The following is a 16,325-nucleotide window of genomic DNA, read 5'->3' as shown; positions in this document are numbered from 1 at the left end:
TTAAATTTTTATCGATTCTAACAATAATGACCTACATTTCCAGTTTTAAGATTTTTTTTGCCATTTTCTGATTCATACTTTCCGGTAGTAAGCCCATCAGAAAATTCCGGATTGAATTTCCTTTTTCCCATTGAGAAACCTTTCCGATAGTACGGCTTGTATTAACTATATAATCAACTTTTTTCCTTCTGGTACTCTGAAACTTTTTGAAAATAACATTGAAATCCTGATGATCTTCCATCAATTTTCCAATGATATAAGCATCTTCAATAGCCTGGCAGGCACCTTGCCCCATATTGGGAGTTGTGGCATGAGCGGCATCTCCTATCAGGCATAGATTTTCGGAATACCATTGAGGAATAGGAGCGAGGTCAGAAATTGGATTACAGATGATGTTCTCGTGCCGGGTGGCTTCAATGATTTTTAAAACCAACGGATCAAAATCATAGAAAATGTCTTCAATCTGCCAATATCTTCCGAAGCTTTTTTCATTGATACAGGCGTACCAGTACACTTTTCTATCCGAGATTTTCACAAAACCAAAACGTTTTCCTTTGCCCCACATTTCAAAAGCTTCCTGATGGTATTTTTCCGGGAGATCATAATCTACCAGGCCACGCCAGCATTTCTGCCCTGAGTTTCTTATAATACCCATTTTCAGGATCTGATTACGGATAGGAGATTTTATGCCGTCTGCTCCAAAAACGATGGTACTTTCAATCTGGCTTCCATTGTCAAAATCTAAAATATAGTTTTCCTCTTTTCTTATTTTTTGTAATGAATGATTTAATTTGATACAATCAGACGATAGGTTTTCAGCCAGAATTTTCTGAAGCTCAGCCCGGTGAATAGCAACATTACAGGAATTGTACTGCTTTTCCAGTTCCAGAATTTCTGTTTTGGAAATGGTTTGTAAGGATTCATTGGCGATAACGATCCTATGAATTTTATTACCTGCATTTTCAATCTTTTCTTTTAAACCCAAATGGTTAAAAACCTGCATGGCATTGACGGCCATCATAATACCGGCTCCTACAGGTTTTATTACAGGAGCAGACTCATAAATCGTAAAATCATACTGATGCTTTTTCAGTACATTTCCGAGGGTAAGTCCTCCGATTCCTGCTCCGATGATTGAAATGGTATTCATAAGGCTTAGTTTTATTTAAAACGTAAAGAAGCGAAAGATTCTTATGGGGGTATCATTTTATGACTGTCAAATGGTAACTTATAGCGTTAAAATATAACTCTCCGATACTTTTTTAAAACCATATCGGCTGAAAAAATTGTGAGCACCATGATTATTGACTCCGCTTTCCAGTAAAATAAAACTGATATTCCAGTTTTTAGATTCGTGAATAGCTTTCTCTAAAAGTTTACTTCCCAGTGACTGGCCTCTTACAGACTGATCCAGAAGCATATCTTCCAGAATGGCATATTTTTTAAAAGGACTGTTGATGACATTGAAAACCATCATGCCTACAATTTCACCACCTTCATTTTCTGCAATCAGGATATTCAGTTTGGAACTCCCGTCAGAATTAAAATCGGTGATCAGCTGTTCGGTAAGAATCAGTTCAAGATCAGGATTCCAGTGGTGTGAATCTATCGCTCTGCCGGACATCATTTCACCATGAGAAATATAAGAATCTGTTTTATGAGTCATAAAAAAGTCTACGAGCTCTTTCACGCGGCTTTTATCGGTAAGCCATTGGGTAGTATATTTCATGAGGTGATGGTTTTATTTTAGATTTTTAAGTTCTTCCAACAGTTTATTCTGTTTATTGATGAATTGATCCAAATGATCTGTTTTCAGAGGATGAGCACTTTGGTATTTTTCAATTTCAGGAAGCGTTTTTCTGATTTTGAATACAAGGTATTGATCATGAAGTGTGGTCCTGTTTGCTTTTATTTTGGCGATGAGGTCTCTGATCGTCTGTGTTTTTACATCATATTTTTCAGCGCTTGCTTTTATCTCTTTTTCAATTTGTTTCTTTGTAACAGAATCGGTTACCGAATTTGATAGTGCCGATGCATCATTATAATATGTTTCCGATTTACCGATAATATCATCATATTCCGAAATGGAGGTTTCAGCATCCTTTTGAATATTGTCTATTCTTGTATCAAGATCCTGTAAATTTTTATCATTTTTTATCAGCTCCTGATAAATTTCATGAACAAGATTTCCTTCACGTGAGGAGTATCTGGTATTTTTTTTAATAGCTCCTGAAACTGAAGATTCAGCATTGTCAACTGCGTTTTCTACCACAGGAGCCTGCTTCGATTGGTTTTCTCTGCAGGAAAGTAGAGATAAAGCCAGAATAGAGGCGAAAAGTATTTTTTTCATAGTATGTTTTGTTTTGGTTGAAATCAACATCATATCCAAAGCAATTAAAATTAATCATTTCAACGGTAACACAAGGGACTAAAGGATATGATTTTAATTAGTTGAACAAACCCTGAAAAATGTTACATGAATAAAAAAACGGAGCCTGAAAACAGACTCCGCCTATAAAATTTTTTACGCTAAAATTATTTACCCAGATAAGATTTAAGAATCTTGCTTCTGGTATTGTGTTTTAGTCTCTTAATTGCTTTTTCTTTGATCTGACGAACTCTCTCTCTTGTAAGATCGAAAGTTTCACCAATTTCCTCTAAAGTCATTGGGTGTTTTCCGTTCAGTCCGAAGTACAATCTTACCAGATCAGCTTCTCTTGGCGTCAAAGTATTCAATGCTCTTTCAATCTCGATTTGCAGAGATTCAAGCATCAGATCTTTATCAGGACTTGGAGATTCTCCTGAACGTAATACATCATAAAGATTAGAATCTTCACCTTCTACCAAAGGCGCATCCATAGACAGGTGTCTTCCGGAGTTTTTCATAGATTCTTTGATATCTTCCTCGCTCATGTCAAGAACTTCAGCCAATTCTTCCGGAGAAGGTGGTCTTTCATTTTCCTGCTCAAGGTGAGCGTATGCTTTATTGATTTTGTTGATAGACCCAATCTTGTTCAATGGTAGTCTTACAATTCTTGACTGTTCAGCCAATGCCTGTAAAATTGATTGACGGATCCACCATACTGCATAAGAGATAAATTTGAAACCTCTAGTTTCATCGTACCTTTTTGCCGCTTTCATTAATCCTAAGTTACCTTCATTGATCAAATCGGGTAAAGAAAGACCTTGATTTTGGTATTGTTTAGATACAGATACTACGAAACGAAGGTTGGCTTTGATTAATTTCTCAAGTGCGGCTCTGTCGCCTGCACGTATTCTTTGTGCCAATTCTACTTCCTCGTCCGCAGTGATCAGTTCCACTTTACCAATTTCCTGCAAATACTTGTCTAATGAAGCAGTTTCCCTGTTGGTAACCTGCTTAGTGATTTTTAATTGTCTCATTTATTTTATCCTCAAAAAAGAGTTACTATAATATATACGTATGAAAAGGTAAAAAGGTTACACAGGATTTAATATTTTTGTGCAAAGTATACTATAAAATGTATTAATGATTTTTTAATAACAGATTAAATAACTGATAACTAAATTGTTGTGTGTTTTGGTTTATCATTTAAAAAAAATAAATATAAATTCTAAAAGAGGTAAGTTCATTTACAAACTTTATAATTTCCCTAAATCCTAAATCCTAAATCCTAAGCCTTAAACAAAAAAAACGAAACCGAAGTCCCGTTTTTATCTCTAAGAGTTATATTTTAAATTGTTTTGGGTTAAATAACCCGAGCTTGCAACCCGAAATTCTACTTAGAAAAGTTCATTCAATACTTTTGCCAGTCTCAATCCTCCGTACAACAATTGTCTTTCCATCGTTTCATTGAACTTGTACTGATAGTCGTAAGATAGCTTAGAATCGTTTGGAGTCTGTGCATAGATTTTGTTGGCGATTTTATGAGAATCATACAACCAGTCTTCCAGTGTTCCGGATTGGATCTGTGCTACTTCTTCTTTAGATTTGATATCTAAAAGCTTGGAATATTCAGTGTAGCTGTATTTTTGAGAATCTACTAATTTCCCATCCCATACAGAGTGTAAATTGGTTTTTTCCCCGAAATAGGTAACGTTGATTTTGTTTCCTCCTAAATCTTCCGCTCTCCCTACGTGAAGTGGCTGTGCAAGATCTCCCATAATGTGGATGAGGAAGATTAAAGCAATTTTTCTGTCTTTTTCAGAAGTGTTTTTGTCTTTGATCTGGCTTGACAATGTATTTACCTGAGTGTAAAGACTTGGTCCTGCCTGTGCTTTTAAATTTTGTTCAAAAGCTTTAAAATCAGTCATCGGATCAATGTTTACATAATGCCATGATGAAGCCTGCTTCCATGCACCTGTAGTATCAGATTTGATGAAATCCGGCCAGTTTGCCCAGTAAGCCAGACGCTCTTTTCCCATGATCTTTTTAATCTCTCTTCTTGCTTTGCGGGAAAGGTGGTTTTGTGCAATATCTGCAATCACTCTGTGTCCCGTTAATCCCCACGCATAAGAATAAAGTGAAGAGGCCATGAATGCTAAAATCAGAATTTTAGAATAAATACTTTTCATTTTTTAATAACAATTTTCAGTCTGCAAAGATACGGCCCGCTTTCGGAATGAGCATGCTTTATCCTGAATTTATTCCATATGATGATGTTAATAAAATTTAATTTAAATAAAAGAAGCAATTACAGTAGGTTTGACGCTTGGATTTTTCCGGTAATAAAGGTAACAGGATAGAACAATACGGATTACAGTTTAAAATCTGAATCACAATCTTACACTTTAAATTTTAAACCTTGAACTTTAAACTATAAATTAAAACCCTTTAATCGATTGATTCTGAATAGTTAATTTTAAATAATAAAAAACAAATAAATAGGGTATTTACCGTATTTTCACGGAATTTGTAGAAAATTATTCCTATTACTGTCAATAAATTACTACTTTTAGAATAAAATTGTTGTAAAAATATTTTTTCAAACTTATGAGATATATTATCTTTACAAGTCATAATCAGAGGAAACACTATGTATGAGAATAATATTGTAGATATGCATTACAATAAGCTGCAGACAGACTTTAAGGCTGAAGCTGTAGCTGTAAACCTCTTGAAATACCACCGTGCGGTAAGTAATATATTCATTGAGCGTGTCGGTGTGAACGACCGTGCTTACCTAAAAGACATCAAAAGTATTTCAAGCAGTTATTTAGGATTTGATGAGGAAGTTTTTACGATAGAGAGCTACAGAGAAGGTATTTACGACTATCTTCCGGAAGGCTTATTCCATCCACCGTCTCTGGGAGCTTCCAGAAAGAATGTAGATACGGTGGTAAGGGAAATCAGGAAGCAGAAAAGGGTAGAAGATGATGCCCGTAAGTTTTTCCGGCCTTTTGAGCTGGAAGTATTCTTTACGGAAATCAGTGCTTTGCTTAAAGAATCAGAATTTGATATTACAAGCAGCACCGATTCTTTACTGGACACAGTAAGTGAACTTTGGCCCATGATCAAAATGCTGGATAAGCAGAGTGCCTATATTTTTATGCACATTTTACCTTTTTTCCATCAGATCAGAGGAGATAAAAGATGGTTTGAAAGATGTTTGACTGCTTTTCTGCAGGTACCGGTACAGGTTACTTTTTCACCTAATATTATTGACGGAATCGAGAAAAATGATGATTCCATGTTACTGGGAAATTCAAGATTGGGAGTCACCTATATTCCAAGCGGACCTCATATGGACGGGCAGCGAAACTGGGTGGTGAACATTGGACCAATTCCTTATGGGGATATGAAGAAGTATATTCCGGGAAGTCCGTTCAGAAATGTGCTTCAGTCATTGTATGACTATTTTCTTCCTGTAACAGTGGATGTGGAAGAGAATTTTGTCACAGAAAAAGAGGAATATTCATTCAGTCTTGAAGACGATGAAAGAAATGCCAGCCGCCTTGGATACTCTACATTCCTCTAAATTATTTTATTATATTTACAGCTACCAACAAAGTATAAATTCGAAAAGAAACAAATGGAAATTTCTTCAGTAAAAGGTATTTTTTTAAGGTATATCTTAATGCCTTTAATCGCAATTATTATGATGGTTATACTCGGTGTAATCAGGAGAAATAAACCTGCGATCAAAATTAAGGTGATCATTATATATGTACTCCTTTGCAGTTTGTGTCTGGCTATCCCGGGCGTTTTTGGATTTGCAGGGAACCTTTTTAATCCGTACTGGTACCTTATTGCGCAGGTGATCTATCTTATTTTTGGGATTATTCACGTAAACTTACTGCATAAATATTTCAAAAAGCACATCGATTCTCTGGCAATGAGTATTCTGTTTGAGTCTATCCTTTCATTAACGTGTATCGCTTTGGGCGGATATCTTTTCACCCTGATCTTCAACTGGATGAGTAAAGGTACAGGATATGCTGTGATGGCAGCAACAAGTATGGTGATCTTTGTGGTTCCGATGGTGTTTTATTACTGCTATATTCAGTTTATCAGTATTCCTTTTGATATTTATAAAACATGGAGATATTCACCGGAGCAGAAGCTTCCTGATTTTGAAGGGGCAGATTTTGACAGATTAATGGTCCTGAATGTTGAACTGAGCAAAAAACTGGAAGATACCAACCGTTTCAGAATTAAAGCGAAAACACTTCCTACAGGGGTTACTTTCGGAGATTGGTTCTATAGAGTAGTAGATGATTACAACCACAAAAATCCAGGTTCCATTATTCATCTTTCAGACGAAGGAAATGAACCTTATTACTGGATCTTCTACACTAAAAAATCGTTTTTCAGCTTTAGAAAATATATAGATTTCGACCACGACATTACGACAAACAACATTTCTGAAAATGAAGTGGTGATTTGTAAGCGAGTTATTCAGCATGAAGAGGAGGGAGTCAAAAGAAAATCATAAACACAAAAAATTAAAAAGTATTAAACATGATACAGCCTATTAAACATTTTGCAATCAATTGGGTGGACGGGATGAAGGTTTCCCAGAGACACCTTAATGATCAGGATAATTTCTTAATTGATACCATCAGAGATTCCAATTCCCTTGGAATTACTACATATAACTACGGGCTTTTACCTATTTCGAACGAATTTACAGACCGTACCATTTTTGACGTTCACAACACGGCAACCAATGATGTACAGCTTGTAATTAAGCGTTGCAGCGCTGTGACAATGGCAGGATACCGTATTGAACTCACAGACAGAAGGATCAGCGTGAAATCATTGGCGAAATCAATGAATGAAGAACAGGCTGATGGTGAATATTATATTCTGATCTCTGTAAATCCTTTTGATAAAGTACCTTTTGGAGATATTGATCCTGAGGAAATTCCGCCACGCCACCCGAATGCACAGCCGAATCACCATATTGAACTGCTTCCCGTAACGTCTTTGAACAGCAGCTATTCCGGAGGAAATTATCTTATCATCGGTAAGGTAGATTTAAAAGGAAATATTGCTCAGGTGGATTCTAACTTTATTCCGCCTTGTACTTCTGTACAGAGTCATCCGGCTTTGGTGGATTATTATAGCAGCTATGCGAAGTCTATCGGAAACCTTCAGCAGTATGCTTTTAAAATTATTCAGAAAGCATCCCATAAAAATCAGAATACAGCATTGGCACAAAACGTTAAGTTCTTGTGTACTACCATGGTGAATACTTTTGGAGATATGTATTTCCAGTTCAGAAATGTTACCCCTTGGCAGCCGCCTGTATTTTTAATTGAGTCTTTTGCAAGACTGGCGCTTCATTTATACAATTCAACCCAGCTTCTTGTTCCTGCAGAACTGGAGGAAATGCTGAACTACAGCTTAGAGTGGAGTGAAATTGCCCCTCATACCTTATTGAACCAGCTTTCTATTGTAGCAGAAACGAATTACGATCACCATAATTGTGGTGAACCATTGCTTTACATTCAACAGATGTTGAGAAGCCTTGAAATTATCTTCTCTAAACTGAGCGAACTCGATTATATTGGTCAGAGAAAAGAAAATATCATTGTTAATGAGCAGGAAGTTTCCACAAACACGAATCCAAAAAGAGGTTGGAGTGTTTTAGATTAAAATTATTGAGTAAAAATAGAGTCCCGGATGAAAATTCGGGATTTTTTATAGGCCTATTTAGAAAAAATTAAAATTAAATTTGTTGTAAGGATTGATAAAAATGAATTTACAGGTTATAAGACAGGATACTCCGGGATGTTCGGATAAGATATTTTTAAACAGTGCAGGGGCTTCATTAATGCCTAAATCTGTTGTGGAGACTACCATTAAGTTTTTATATGAGGAACAGGAATCGGGAGGGTATGCAGCAGCGGTACGAAACCCGGGTATCATCAATCAGTTTTACGAAGAGACTGCAAAATTGATTAATACAAAACCTTCCCATATTGCATTTGTAAGCAGTTCTACAGATGGATATGCAAAAGCTTTGTCCAGTATTGATTTTAAAGAAGGTGACTGTATTATTACCACCAATGATGATTATATATCCAATCAGATTGCTTTTATTTCTTTACGGAAAAGATATTGTATTGAAATCATCAGAGTGGCCAATCTTCCTGACCATGAATTGGATCTTGAAGATTTTGAAAATCTGATCAAAAAGCATAATCCCAAATTAATTGCGGTTACTCATATTCCTACCAATTCCGGTTTAATTCAGAATGTGGAAGGAGTGGGGAAGTTATGTAAACAGTATGATGTTCTGTATCTTGTGGATGCCTGTCAGTCAGTTGGACAGATTGTGGTGGATGTAGAAAAAATCCATTGTGATTTTCTGACGGCAACCGGAAGGAAATTTATGCGAGGGCCCAGGGGAACTGGATTTTTATACGTTTCAGATAAAGTATTAAACCAGAAAATGTATCCTCTGTTTTTAGATAGTTTTGGTGCTCAATGGACATCATTTGATGATTTTCAGCTCCATGATACTGCTAAAAGATTTGAACTTTTTGAAAGACCTTATGCTGCTTTAGCTGGATTTGCAGAAGCTTTACGTTATGCCAATGCAATAGGAATGGATCAAATTGAGAATTATAACCGGAAGTTGACCGATACTTTAAGAATTAATCTGCAGAATAATGGTTTCAGAGTTCTGGATAAAGGGAACAGATTAAGCAGTATTGTGACTTTTTGCCAGGCAGATGGAAAGGTTGAAAAGATTCATAAAGCTTTGAGTGATCATAATGTGTTTTTTAAGGAAAACCGCAGACAGGATGCATTAATTGATTTTACGTTTAAAAATATAGACCATGCGATCAGATTATCCCCTCATTACTTCAATACCATGGAAGAAATTGAAAAAGTATCACAACTTTTAGAAAATAGTAATCATTAATATGATGGTTTAAAAATCGAAGCGCCCTGGCATTCGCCAGGGCGCTTCAAATTTATTTTTTATTCAGAAGATCAAGTGTATGTTCTACGTGTCCGCCTCCTTTCCATTCATCGTGTCCGGGGATAATCAAAGTTGCCTGTGAGTATTTGTTTTTCAGTTTTGTCATGGTTTGAGGCCATTGGGCAACATTGGCTTCTCCCGTATACCCAAGATCAACAGCTGCTTTGCTCTTGACAAGACATCCTCCGTCCAGTATTTTATATTTGGGAAACCATACCACTACATTATCGGCAGTATGTCCTTCCCCAAGAAAGTCTACTATAAATTCTTCTCCACCAATACGATAAGGTTTTCCTGTTTTAATAAGTTCAGTAGAAGTTGCTTTTCCATCCTTCTTCAAAAGCTCATTGGTTTTAGCTGTAGCGTAGGTTTTGATCCCTTTCTTATTATAAAAGCTTAAATCTCCGGCTCTGTCTTCATGCGAATGAGTTGCAAATACCGCAATAACAGGAAGGTTATGTCTTTTCTGAATAGTATCCAAAAGACTTTGATACTGTGTTTTCTGCCAAGGGACATCGAATAAGACAACCCCTTTTTTGGTCACCAGATAAACAGCATTGGTAGAATATTCTTTTCCTCCGAATACTCCGAAAGTTTTATAAATATAAAAATTGGGCTGAATCTGTGGTTCAATGACAAAATCTCTTACCTGAGTGGTTTGAGCCGTTGCCAATGGACTTAGCAACATCGAAATAATAAAAAACGGAATGCTTTTTTTCATAATTTTTTTAAGTAATAGTTAAAGGTTGGGTATTTGCCGGAAAGACAAAGCCTGTAGAAAGTTTTGCAAACCTAGGTAAAAATAAATTTTCGGCTCTTTTAAAAATAGAGTTTAACCGTTTTTTAACGATTTCAGGTAAAATTACTTCCGCATATTATAATGTTATAGCAACATATTAATTGGAATTTCAAGTCCTGATTTTACTGTATTCATGGAGACTAATGTTCTGAAATGTTTGATATTATCATTCCCATAAAATATTCTGCGGGTAAGCTGTTCATAATCTTTCATAGAAGAAACAACAATGATCAGTACAAAATCCGATTCTCCCGTTACGTAGTAACATTGCTGAACTTCCGGAGCAGAAGTAAATAGTCTTTGCGCTTGATCTATCAGGTCAATTTTATCTCTTTCAAGAAAAACTTCTACAATAAGAGTAACAGAATGTTTTACTTTCTCCGTATCAATCACAGAAACATCTGCTTTGACGATTCCCGTTTCCCGCATTCTTTTGATTCGTCTCTGTACTGCAGCAGCAGATAGCCCTATATGTTCTCCAATATCTCTTTGTGGAGTAAGATTATTCTTTTGCAGAATTTCAAGGATTTGCAGGTCAAATTGATCAAGTTCATTCATTTTTTCAAAATTAAAGAGTTTTATGAAACAAAATTGCAAATTTATACTCAAATTTCGTGAAAAATCAAGTCATATTTGATGCAATTTTGCATTTCAAATAGAATTTATCATTATGAATGTACTAAAAGGTTTTTGTTTGGCAGTACTAGCTGCTTTATTTTGGGGTGTTTCCGGGACATTTGCACAATTTCTTTTTCAACAGCGGGGTATTAATATTGAATGGCTTATTACCATACGTTTACTCATTTCGGGGATATGCCTTTTGCTGTATGCAAAACTTGCAGATAAAACAGAGCTTTTTGAGATCTGGAAAAATAAAAAAGACGCTATACAACTTGTTGTTTTCAGCATTACAGGAATGCTGGCAGTTCAATATACTTACTTTGCAGCTATAAAATATTCTAATGCTGCTACTGCAACTGTTCTGCAGTATGCAGGACCTGTTATCATTGCTGTATATCTTGCTTTTAAAAATAAAAGAGTTCCTGTTCTGGTTGAAATAGCAGCGATTGTTTTAGCGGTTTTAGGAACTTTTCTACTGGTAACTCATGGAGATACATCCAGTCTTTCTGTCTCGGGAATAGCTTTGTTCTTTGGTCTGGCTTCAGCTGTTGCATTGGCTGTTTATACATTACAGCCGGTGAAACTTTTATCAAAATACAAATCTTCTCTCATCATTGGATGGGGAATGTTTTGTGCGGGCATCGTATTCAGTTTTGTAAAAGCTCCATGGGATATTCAGGGAGTATGGGACATGCAGACATTTGGGTATACGGCATTTATTGTACTATTCGGGACATTGATCGCTTTTTATTTTTATCTGTCGGCTGTTCAGATCATTGGAGGTCAGAAAACAAGTCTTCTTGCGTCTATGGAACCTCTTTCTGCCACAATCTTAGCGGTGCTTTGGCTTAATGTTTCTTACTCTTTAATCGATTGGATTGGAAGTATATTTATTATTTCAACTATTTTTCTGTTGAGCATAAAACCTAAGAAAGTCAAAATAATACAGGAAAGAGCAGACTGATTTAAATTATTTTAAATTGAAAAATATTAGCGTTGAGTTTTTATAGTGCTTTTGGTAAAATGCTAAACCTAACAGGTTTTTAAAACCTGTTAGGTTTAGCATAAGTAAAGTTTCGCTGTAAGCTGAAAATCAGAATGATTTATCTTAACTATACTTTATTTCTTAAATCTTCCTTAATGGTTTAAATTTTTTGATGAATTAAAGCAAACCTCACAGGTCTCAAAAGCCTGTTAGGTTTATTTTTTCAGTTGTAATGATTTATTTCTTTACGAGTATTTTCTCAGCAGCTTTTTTGCTTAAAATTTCTGTCTTTCCCTCAATTTCTATCGTCATGGATTTATCAAAACTTTCTATTTTTACAATTTTCACTTTTGTATCGAGCAGCAATTTTCTGTCGTTCAGATATGTCAGAAAAGCATCATCAGAAAGGGTAACAGAAGCAAAAGTTACATTTTCTCCTGGTTCACAACTGCTTAATTTTTGTAAATCCTGAGCGATAATATTACCATCTTTATCAGGAATAGGTTCTCCATGAGGATCAAATTTAGGATGATCCAGAATTTCGTCCATTTTATCAAAGAAGATTTGAGAATGCACATGCTCAAGTTGTTCTGCTATCTCATGAACGTTTTCCCAGCCGAAATTCATTTTCTTAACCAGGAACATTTCGGTAAGCCGATGTTTACGAACCACCAGGGCAGCTTCACGTCTTCCACTTTCTGTAACGATTAAGGGTTTGTAGGTTTCATAAATGACCCACTTTTTTTCCGCAAATTTCTTCATCATATTATTGACACTCGGCATTTTTACATTTAAAAATTTGCTGAGCTCATTAATCGTAACCTTTCCTTCATTGTCAACTAAATGAAACAAAGCTTTCAGGTAATTCTCCTCTGTTAGGGTTGTTTTCAAAATGTTAGATGATTTTCAGTACAAATCTAACAAAATAAAATGAAAAGTTGACTCTTGTTATTTTAACTTTTTTTACTTTTACTCTATGAAATTTTCATTCAAAAACGATTATTCTGAAGGCTGCCATCCTAATATTTTACAGGCCCTTTCGCAGTATAATCTTGTACAGCAGGCTGGCTATGGAGAAGATGAGTATTCATTAAAAGCGAAAGCATTAATTAAAAAAAAAATCAGCAATCCGGATTCGGAAGTTTTTTTAGTTTCTGGAGGAACGCAGGCTAACTTAATTGTTATTTCTGCAATTCTAAAACCTTATCAGTGTGTAATATCTGCTGCTCCCGGGCATATTCTGAATAATGAAACAGGAGCTATTGAAGCTACAGGTCATAAAGTACTTAGCATTGAAACGGCAGATGGAAAAATAAAACCTTCTGATATTGTTCCAATTTTAGAAGGACACAGTAATGTGCCACATCAGGTGATGCCTAAACTGGTTTATATTTCCAATTCTACAGAGCTGGGAACAATCTACCAGGCAAAAGAACTGGAGGAACTCTCCGCATTTTGTAAGGAAAATAAATTATACCTGTTTATGGATGGCGCAAGGCTTGGGCATGGGCTAACAGCAGAGATCAGTGATCTTACCCTGGAAAAAGTAGCTGCTCTTACCGATATTTTCTATCTTGGAGGAACTAAAAACGGAGCTTTGATAGGAGAGGCAATCGTAATTAATAATCCGGTGCTACAGGAAGATTTTGCTTTTAATATCAAACAAAAAGGAGCGTTATTGGCAAAAGGAAGACTGTTGGGAATTCAATTTATGGAACTCATGAAAGACAATCTGTATTTTGAGCTGGCACAACATGCCAATCAGCAGGCGATGAAAATTAAAAAAGCGTTGCAGGAAAAAGGAACGGCTTTTCTTTCCGATACCTATACCAACCAGATTTTTCCTATTCTCAGTAACCAACTTATAGAGGTATTATCTGAAAAATTTGAATTCTATGTCTGGAAGAAAGTAGATGAAAATTTTTCAGCCATTCGTCTTATTACTTCATGGAGCACAGAAGATGAAGCTGTGAACCGTTTTATTGAAATTATTGAACAGAATTAGCATAAAAAAACAGCCTTTTTCCAAGGCTGTTTTTGTTTTTATAATGGATTATTTTTTCAAAGCTTCGTTGACTATTTTACAGTCTGCAGGTGTTAGCTTCTGTCCGTCTTTATAACTTATCTTTTTCTCATCAGCATATTTAGATTGTCCGTCTTCTTCTTTATGATCACCAATACCTTCCGTCAAAACATTATCCTTTTGAAGGAAGTAGATATCTCTTTTATTCTTTTTACCTTCAGAGCTGAATTCATAAGTTAGTTTCAGGGTATCTCCAGATTTGAAACCCGTTAGATCTCCTTTTGAACTATCTTTTTCACTGTTTTTATAAGATAATTTTCCGGTGATTGTTCCTAAATTGTCATCAATAGAAGCAAAAACACTGTCTTTCCCTGTTGTTCCGATATAACAGAACGATTTTGGTCCAAGAGTATCTATTACAGGTTCTTCCACAGCAATGGTATCTGCTTCTACTTTGGGAGCCGGAACTTCAGTTTTCTTATTACAATTGATTAAAAAAGCTGATACAGCGCCCAATAAGATTAATTTTTTCATATCCTTAATTGTTAAAAATCAAATTTCTATTCTGCTAAAATAATAATAGTATTTGTATATTAAAAATAGGATATGAAGAGATAATGATTTTTTGGTGAAAATTAATATTTAATAAAATGGATTTTAAAGAAAAATATTAATTAAAAAAATACATTGAAATTACTAATACTTACGGCATGTTAATTATGCTTTATCTAAGTGCACAAAAATGTTTAAAAATATTGCTCATCATGAAATACTATTTTAATGCTCCTAAAAATGTCTGATGTTTTTAGGCATGAAAAATGATTTACTCTTTAAAATTGATTGTAATGAAAAAGAGTGCTAAAGTGCTGGGCTTAGGATTATTTATTTTAGGTGTATGTTTTGTCGGGGGACAGACTCCTCAGAATTATATTTATACCTCCTCGGGAGATCTGCATGGAATTGAAAAACTGATTACCCGTAAAGATATCGGCGGAGTACAGATTGTCTATAACTGGAAAGCTTTGGAAACATCAAAAGATGTATATGATTTTTCTGTTATTGAGAAAGATCTGAATTATCTGACAAGTCTTAACAAAAAGCTATTTATCCAGCTTCAGGACAGATTTTTTGAACCACAGGCAAAATATATTCCGGAGTATGTGTTGAAAGATAAAGAGTATAAAGGAGGATTGATTCCTCAGTATGATAATCCGGGTGAAAATAAACCAGTTGGAAACGGTTGGGCTACCCAGCAATGGAATCCAGCGGTCCGAATGAGATTTCAGAAGCTGATAGGTGAGCTGGCAAAGCAATTTGACGGAAAAATACAGGGGATTAATCTTCCGGAAACAGCGATAGATATTGATATGAAAAAAGATAAAACAGGATTTAGCTGCGACCGTTATTTTCAGGCTGAATTGGAAAATTTACAATTTGCAAGAACTGCTTTCCATCAGTCTTACGTATTGCAATATGTTAATTTCTTTCCGTGTGAATGGGAAAATGATCACCAATATATGTCCAGACTGTTCGATTTTGCGTATAAAAATAATATCGGATTGGGTGGACCAGATATTGTTCCTGATAAAAAAGCACAAATGAAAAACTCTTATCCTTTTTTTAATCAGTATAAAGGAAAGCTTTCTCTTGTAGCCATGGCCGTTCAGGAGCCGACGCTGACATATAAAAACCCGAAAACGAAAAAACCTTTTATCAAAGAAGAATTTACAGAATATGCTGAAAACTATCTTGGCGTTAATATTATTTTCTGGAGTGTGGAATCTCCCTGGTTGAGAGATCCCAGCTAAGAATTCTCCTTTATACTTTTAATAAACCTCGAAATCCTCTTGCGGCATAATAAGAATCTGCACCGTTGTGATAAGTAAATACAGTATTGTACCGTCTGTCACAGAAAATAGCACCTCCAAGTTCACGGATCTGCGGTGGTGTTTTGATCCAGCTTGAAGTCTTTTGGTCAAATTTTCCCAATTCCTGAAGTTGACGATATTCTTCCTCTGTCAAAAGTTCAATGCCCATTTCAGAAGCGGTATCAATGACATTGCTTTCCGGTTTGTTGGCTTTTCTGGCATCCCAGGCAGGATAATCATAGCATAGGCTTCGGCGTTTGGGGCTTTCCGGAGAACAGTCAACGAAAGAGTATTCATCTGTTTTTTTATTATAATCTACCACGTCAGGTTCACCTTCTGTAGTTTCCATTTCGTATAAAGAACGGACCTTTTCGGGATGGGCTTCTAGTTTTTGTTGGATTTTTTCCCATTTCAGATCTTTATGACGGTTCATATTTTTTTCAAAACGGGCTTTTAGTGTTTTCAAAAGCTCGTTGATTTGTTCCTGGGTTAGTTTCTTTTTCATGTCAGATTTTATTTTGTTATGTTGATTGGTGTTGTTGGAAATCGCGAAGACGCAAATTTTATTAATAATGGTTTGTTTAAAGACGAAAGGATTTTACCTGTGATAAAA

Annotated in this window: 17 protein-coding genes; 7 read left to right on the top strand and 10 right to left on the bottom strand. The window is 35.5% G+C overall.

Annotated elements, in window-relative coordinates:
* Positions 1–31 precede the first annotated feature (31 nt).
* From PZ898_RS04260 to PZ898_RS04240, 5 genes are all read right to left on the bottom strand, one after another.
* The gene (locus tag PZ898_RS04260; RefSeq protein ID WP_216444524.1) at positions 32–1,150 is read right to left on the bottom strand and encodes an FAD-dependent monooxygenase; all 1,119 of its coding nucleotides are present in this window, start codon (positions 1,148–1,150) and stop codon (positions 32–34) included.
* A 78-nt stretch (positions 1,151–1,228) separates the two neighbouring features.
* Complete coding sequence (locus PZ898_RS04255) at positions 1,229–1,729, bottom strand: GNAT family N-acetyltransferase (RefSeq protein ID WP_216444525.1); 501 nt, start codon at positions 1,727–1,729, stop codon at positions 1,229–1,231.
* 12 nt (positions 1,730–1,741) lie between these two features.
* Positions 1,742–2,350 carry a hypothetical protein gene (locus PZ898_RS04250; RefSeq protein ID WP_277694889.1) on the bottom strand — a complete coding sequence of 203 codons (609 nt, stop codon included), beginning with the start codon at positions 2,348–2,350 and terminating at the stop codon, positions 1,742–1,744.
* Between the two features lie 185 nt (positions 2,351–2,535).
* Positions 2,536–3,402: an RNA polymerase sigma factor RpoD/SigA gene (locus PZ898_RS04245; protein ID WP_002979276.1), complete on the bottom strand. Its 867-nt coding sequence runs from the start codon at positions 3,400–3,402 to the stop codon at positions 2,536–2,538.
* Positions 3,403–3,762: 360 nt separating this feature from the next.
* Complete coding sequence (locus PZ898_RS04240; RefSeq protein WP_047374592.1) at positions 3,763–4,554, bottom strand: S1/P1 nuclease; 792 nt, start codon at positions 4,552–4,554, stop codon at positions 3,763–3,765.
* 485 nt (positions 4,555–5,039) lie between these two features.
* Here PZ898_RS04240 and PZ898_RS04235 point away from each other — a divergent pair, with 485 nt between their 5' ends.
* The 4 genes from PZ898_RS04235 to PZ898_RS04220 all read left to right on the top strand — a co-directional run bounded on the left by PZ898_RS04235 (position 5,040) and on the right by PZ898_RS04220 (position 9,356).
* Positions 5,040–5,957: a type VI secretion system baseplate subunit TssG gene (locus PZ898_RS04235; RefSeq protein ID WP_238590626.1), complete on the top strand. Its 918-nt coding sequence runs from the start codon at positions 5,040–5,042 to the stop codon at positions 5,955–5,957.
* 120 nt (positions 5,958–6,077) lie between these two features.
* The gene (locus tag PZ898_RS04230) at positions 6,078–6,914 is read left to right on the top strand and encodes a TssN family type VI secretion system protein (RefSeq protein ID WP_238590625.1); all 837 of its coding nucleotides are present in this window, start codon (positions 6,078–6,080) and stop codon (positions 6,912–6,914) included.
* Positions 6,915–6,940: 26 nt separating this feature from the next.
* Positions 6,941–8,080, top strand: a complete 1,140-nt coding sequence (locus PZ898_RS04225; protein WP_062674847.1) for a hypothetical protein — start codon at positions 6,941–6,943, stop codon at positions 8,078–8,080.
* 100 nt (positions 8,081–8,180) lie between these two features.
* Positions 8,181–9,356: an aminotransferase class V-fold PLP-dependent enzyme gene (locus PZ898_RS04220; protein WP_277694888.1), complete on the top strand. Its 1,176-nt coding sequence runs from the start codon at positions 8,181–8,183 to the stop codon at positions 9,354–9,356.
* Positions 9,357–9,408: 52 nt separating this feature from the next.
* Here the strand turns inward: PZ898_RS04220 and blaIND are convergent, their stop codons facing one another.
* Positions 9,409–10,137, bottom strand: a complete 729-nt coding sequence (gene blaIND / locus PZ898_RS04215; protein ID WP_114822359.1) for an IND family subclass B1 metallo-beta-lactamase — start codon at positions 10,135–10,137, stop codon at positions 9,409–9,411.
* Positions 10,138–10,299: 162 nt separating this feature from the next.
* Complete coding sequence (locus PZ898_RS04210) at positions 10,300–10,773, bottom strand: Lrp/AsnC family transcriptional regulator (RefSeq protein WP_202840594.1); 474 nt, start codon at positions 10,771–10,773, stop codon at positions 10,300–10,302.
* A gap of 136 nt (positions 10,774–10,909) precedes the next feature.
* On the opposite strand from PZ898_RS04210, the gene PZ898_RS04205 reads away from it, so the two are divergent.
* Positions 10,910–11,800 (top strand): EamA family transporter, encoded by an 891-nt coding sequence (locus PZ898_RS04205; RefSeq protein ID WP_238349624.1) that lies wholly within the window; start codon positions 10,910–10,912, stop codon positions 11,798–11,800.
* Positions 11,801–12,058: 258 nt separating this feature from the next.
* Here the strand turns inward: PZ898_RS04205 and PZ898_RS04200 are convergent, their stop codons facing one another.
* A complete protein-coding gene (locus PZ898_RS04200) occupies positions 12,059–12,712 on the bottom strand; it encodes a metal-dependent transcriptional regulator (protein WP_277694887.1) in 654 nt (217 codons plus the stop codon).
* A gap of 85 nt (positions 12,713–12,797) precedes the next feature.
* Here PZ898_RS04200 and PZ898_RS04195 point away from each other — a divergent pair, with 85 nt between their 5' ends.
* Complete coding sequence (locus tag PZ898_RS04195; RefSeq protein ID WP_277694886.1) at positions 12,798–13,826, top strand: aminotransferase class I/II-fold pyridoxal phosphate-dependent enzyme; 1,029 nt, start codon at positions 12,798–12,800, stop codon at positions 13,824–13,826.
* A gap of 48 nt (positions 13,827–13,874) precedes the next feature.
* Here PZ898_RS04195 and PZ898_RS04190 read toward each other — a convergent pair whose 3' ends face one another.
* A complete protein-coding gene (locus PZ898_RS04190) occupies positions 13,875–14,378 on the bottom strand; it encodes a hypothetical protein (RefSeq protein WP_277694885.1) in 504 nt (167 codons plus the stop codon).
* Positions 14,379–14,689: 311 nt separating this feature from the next.
* Between PZ898_RS04190 and PZ898_RS04185 the strand changes: the two genes are divergently transcribed.
* Positions 14,690–15,652 carry a hypothetical protein gene (locus tag PZ898_RS04185; protein WP_277694884.1) on the top strand — a complete coding sequence of 321 codons (963 nt, stop codon included), beginning with the start codon at positions 14,690–14,692 and terminating at the stop codon, positions 15,650–15,652.
* A 10-nt stretch (positions 15,653–15,662) separates the two neighbouring features.
* Here PZ898_RS04185 and PZ898_RS04180 read toward each other — a convergent pair whose 3' ends face one another.
* Complete coding sequence (locus PZ898_RS04180; RefSeq protein WP_062669343.1) at positions 15,663–16,217, bottom strand: DUF4256 domain-containing protein; 555 nt, start codon at positions 16,215–16,217, stop codon at positions 15,663–15,665.
* Between the last annotated feature and the right edge of the window lie 108 nt (positions 16,218–16,325).

The organism is Chryseobacterium sp. WX (genome assembly GCF_029542485.1).
GTDB classification, from domain to species: Bacteria; Bacteroidota; Bacteroidia; order Flavobacteriales; family Weeksellaceae; genus Chryseobacterium; species Chryseobacterium cucumeris.
This window is presented reverse-complemented; position numbering and strand designations above follow the sequence as displayed.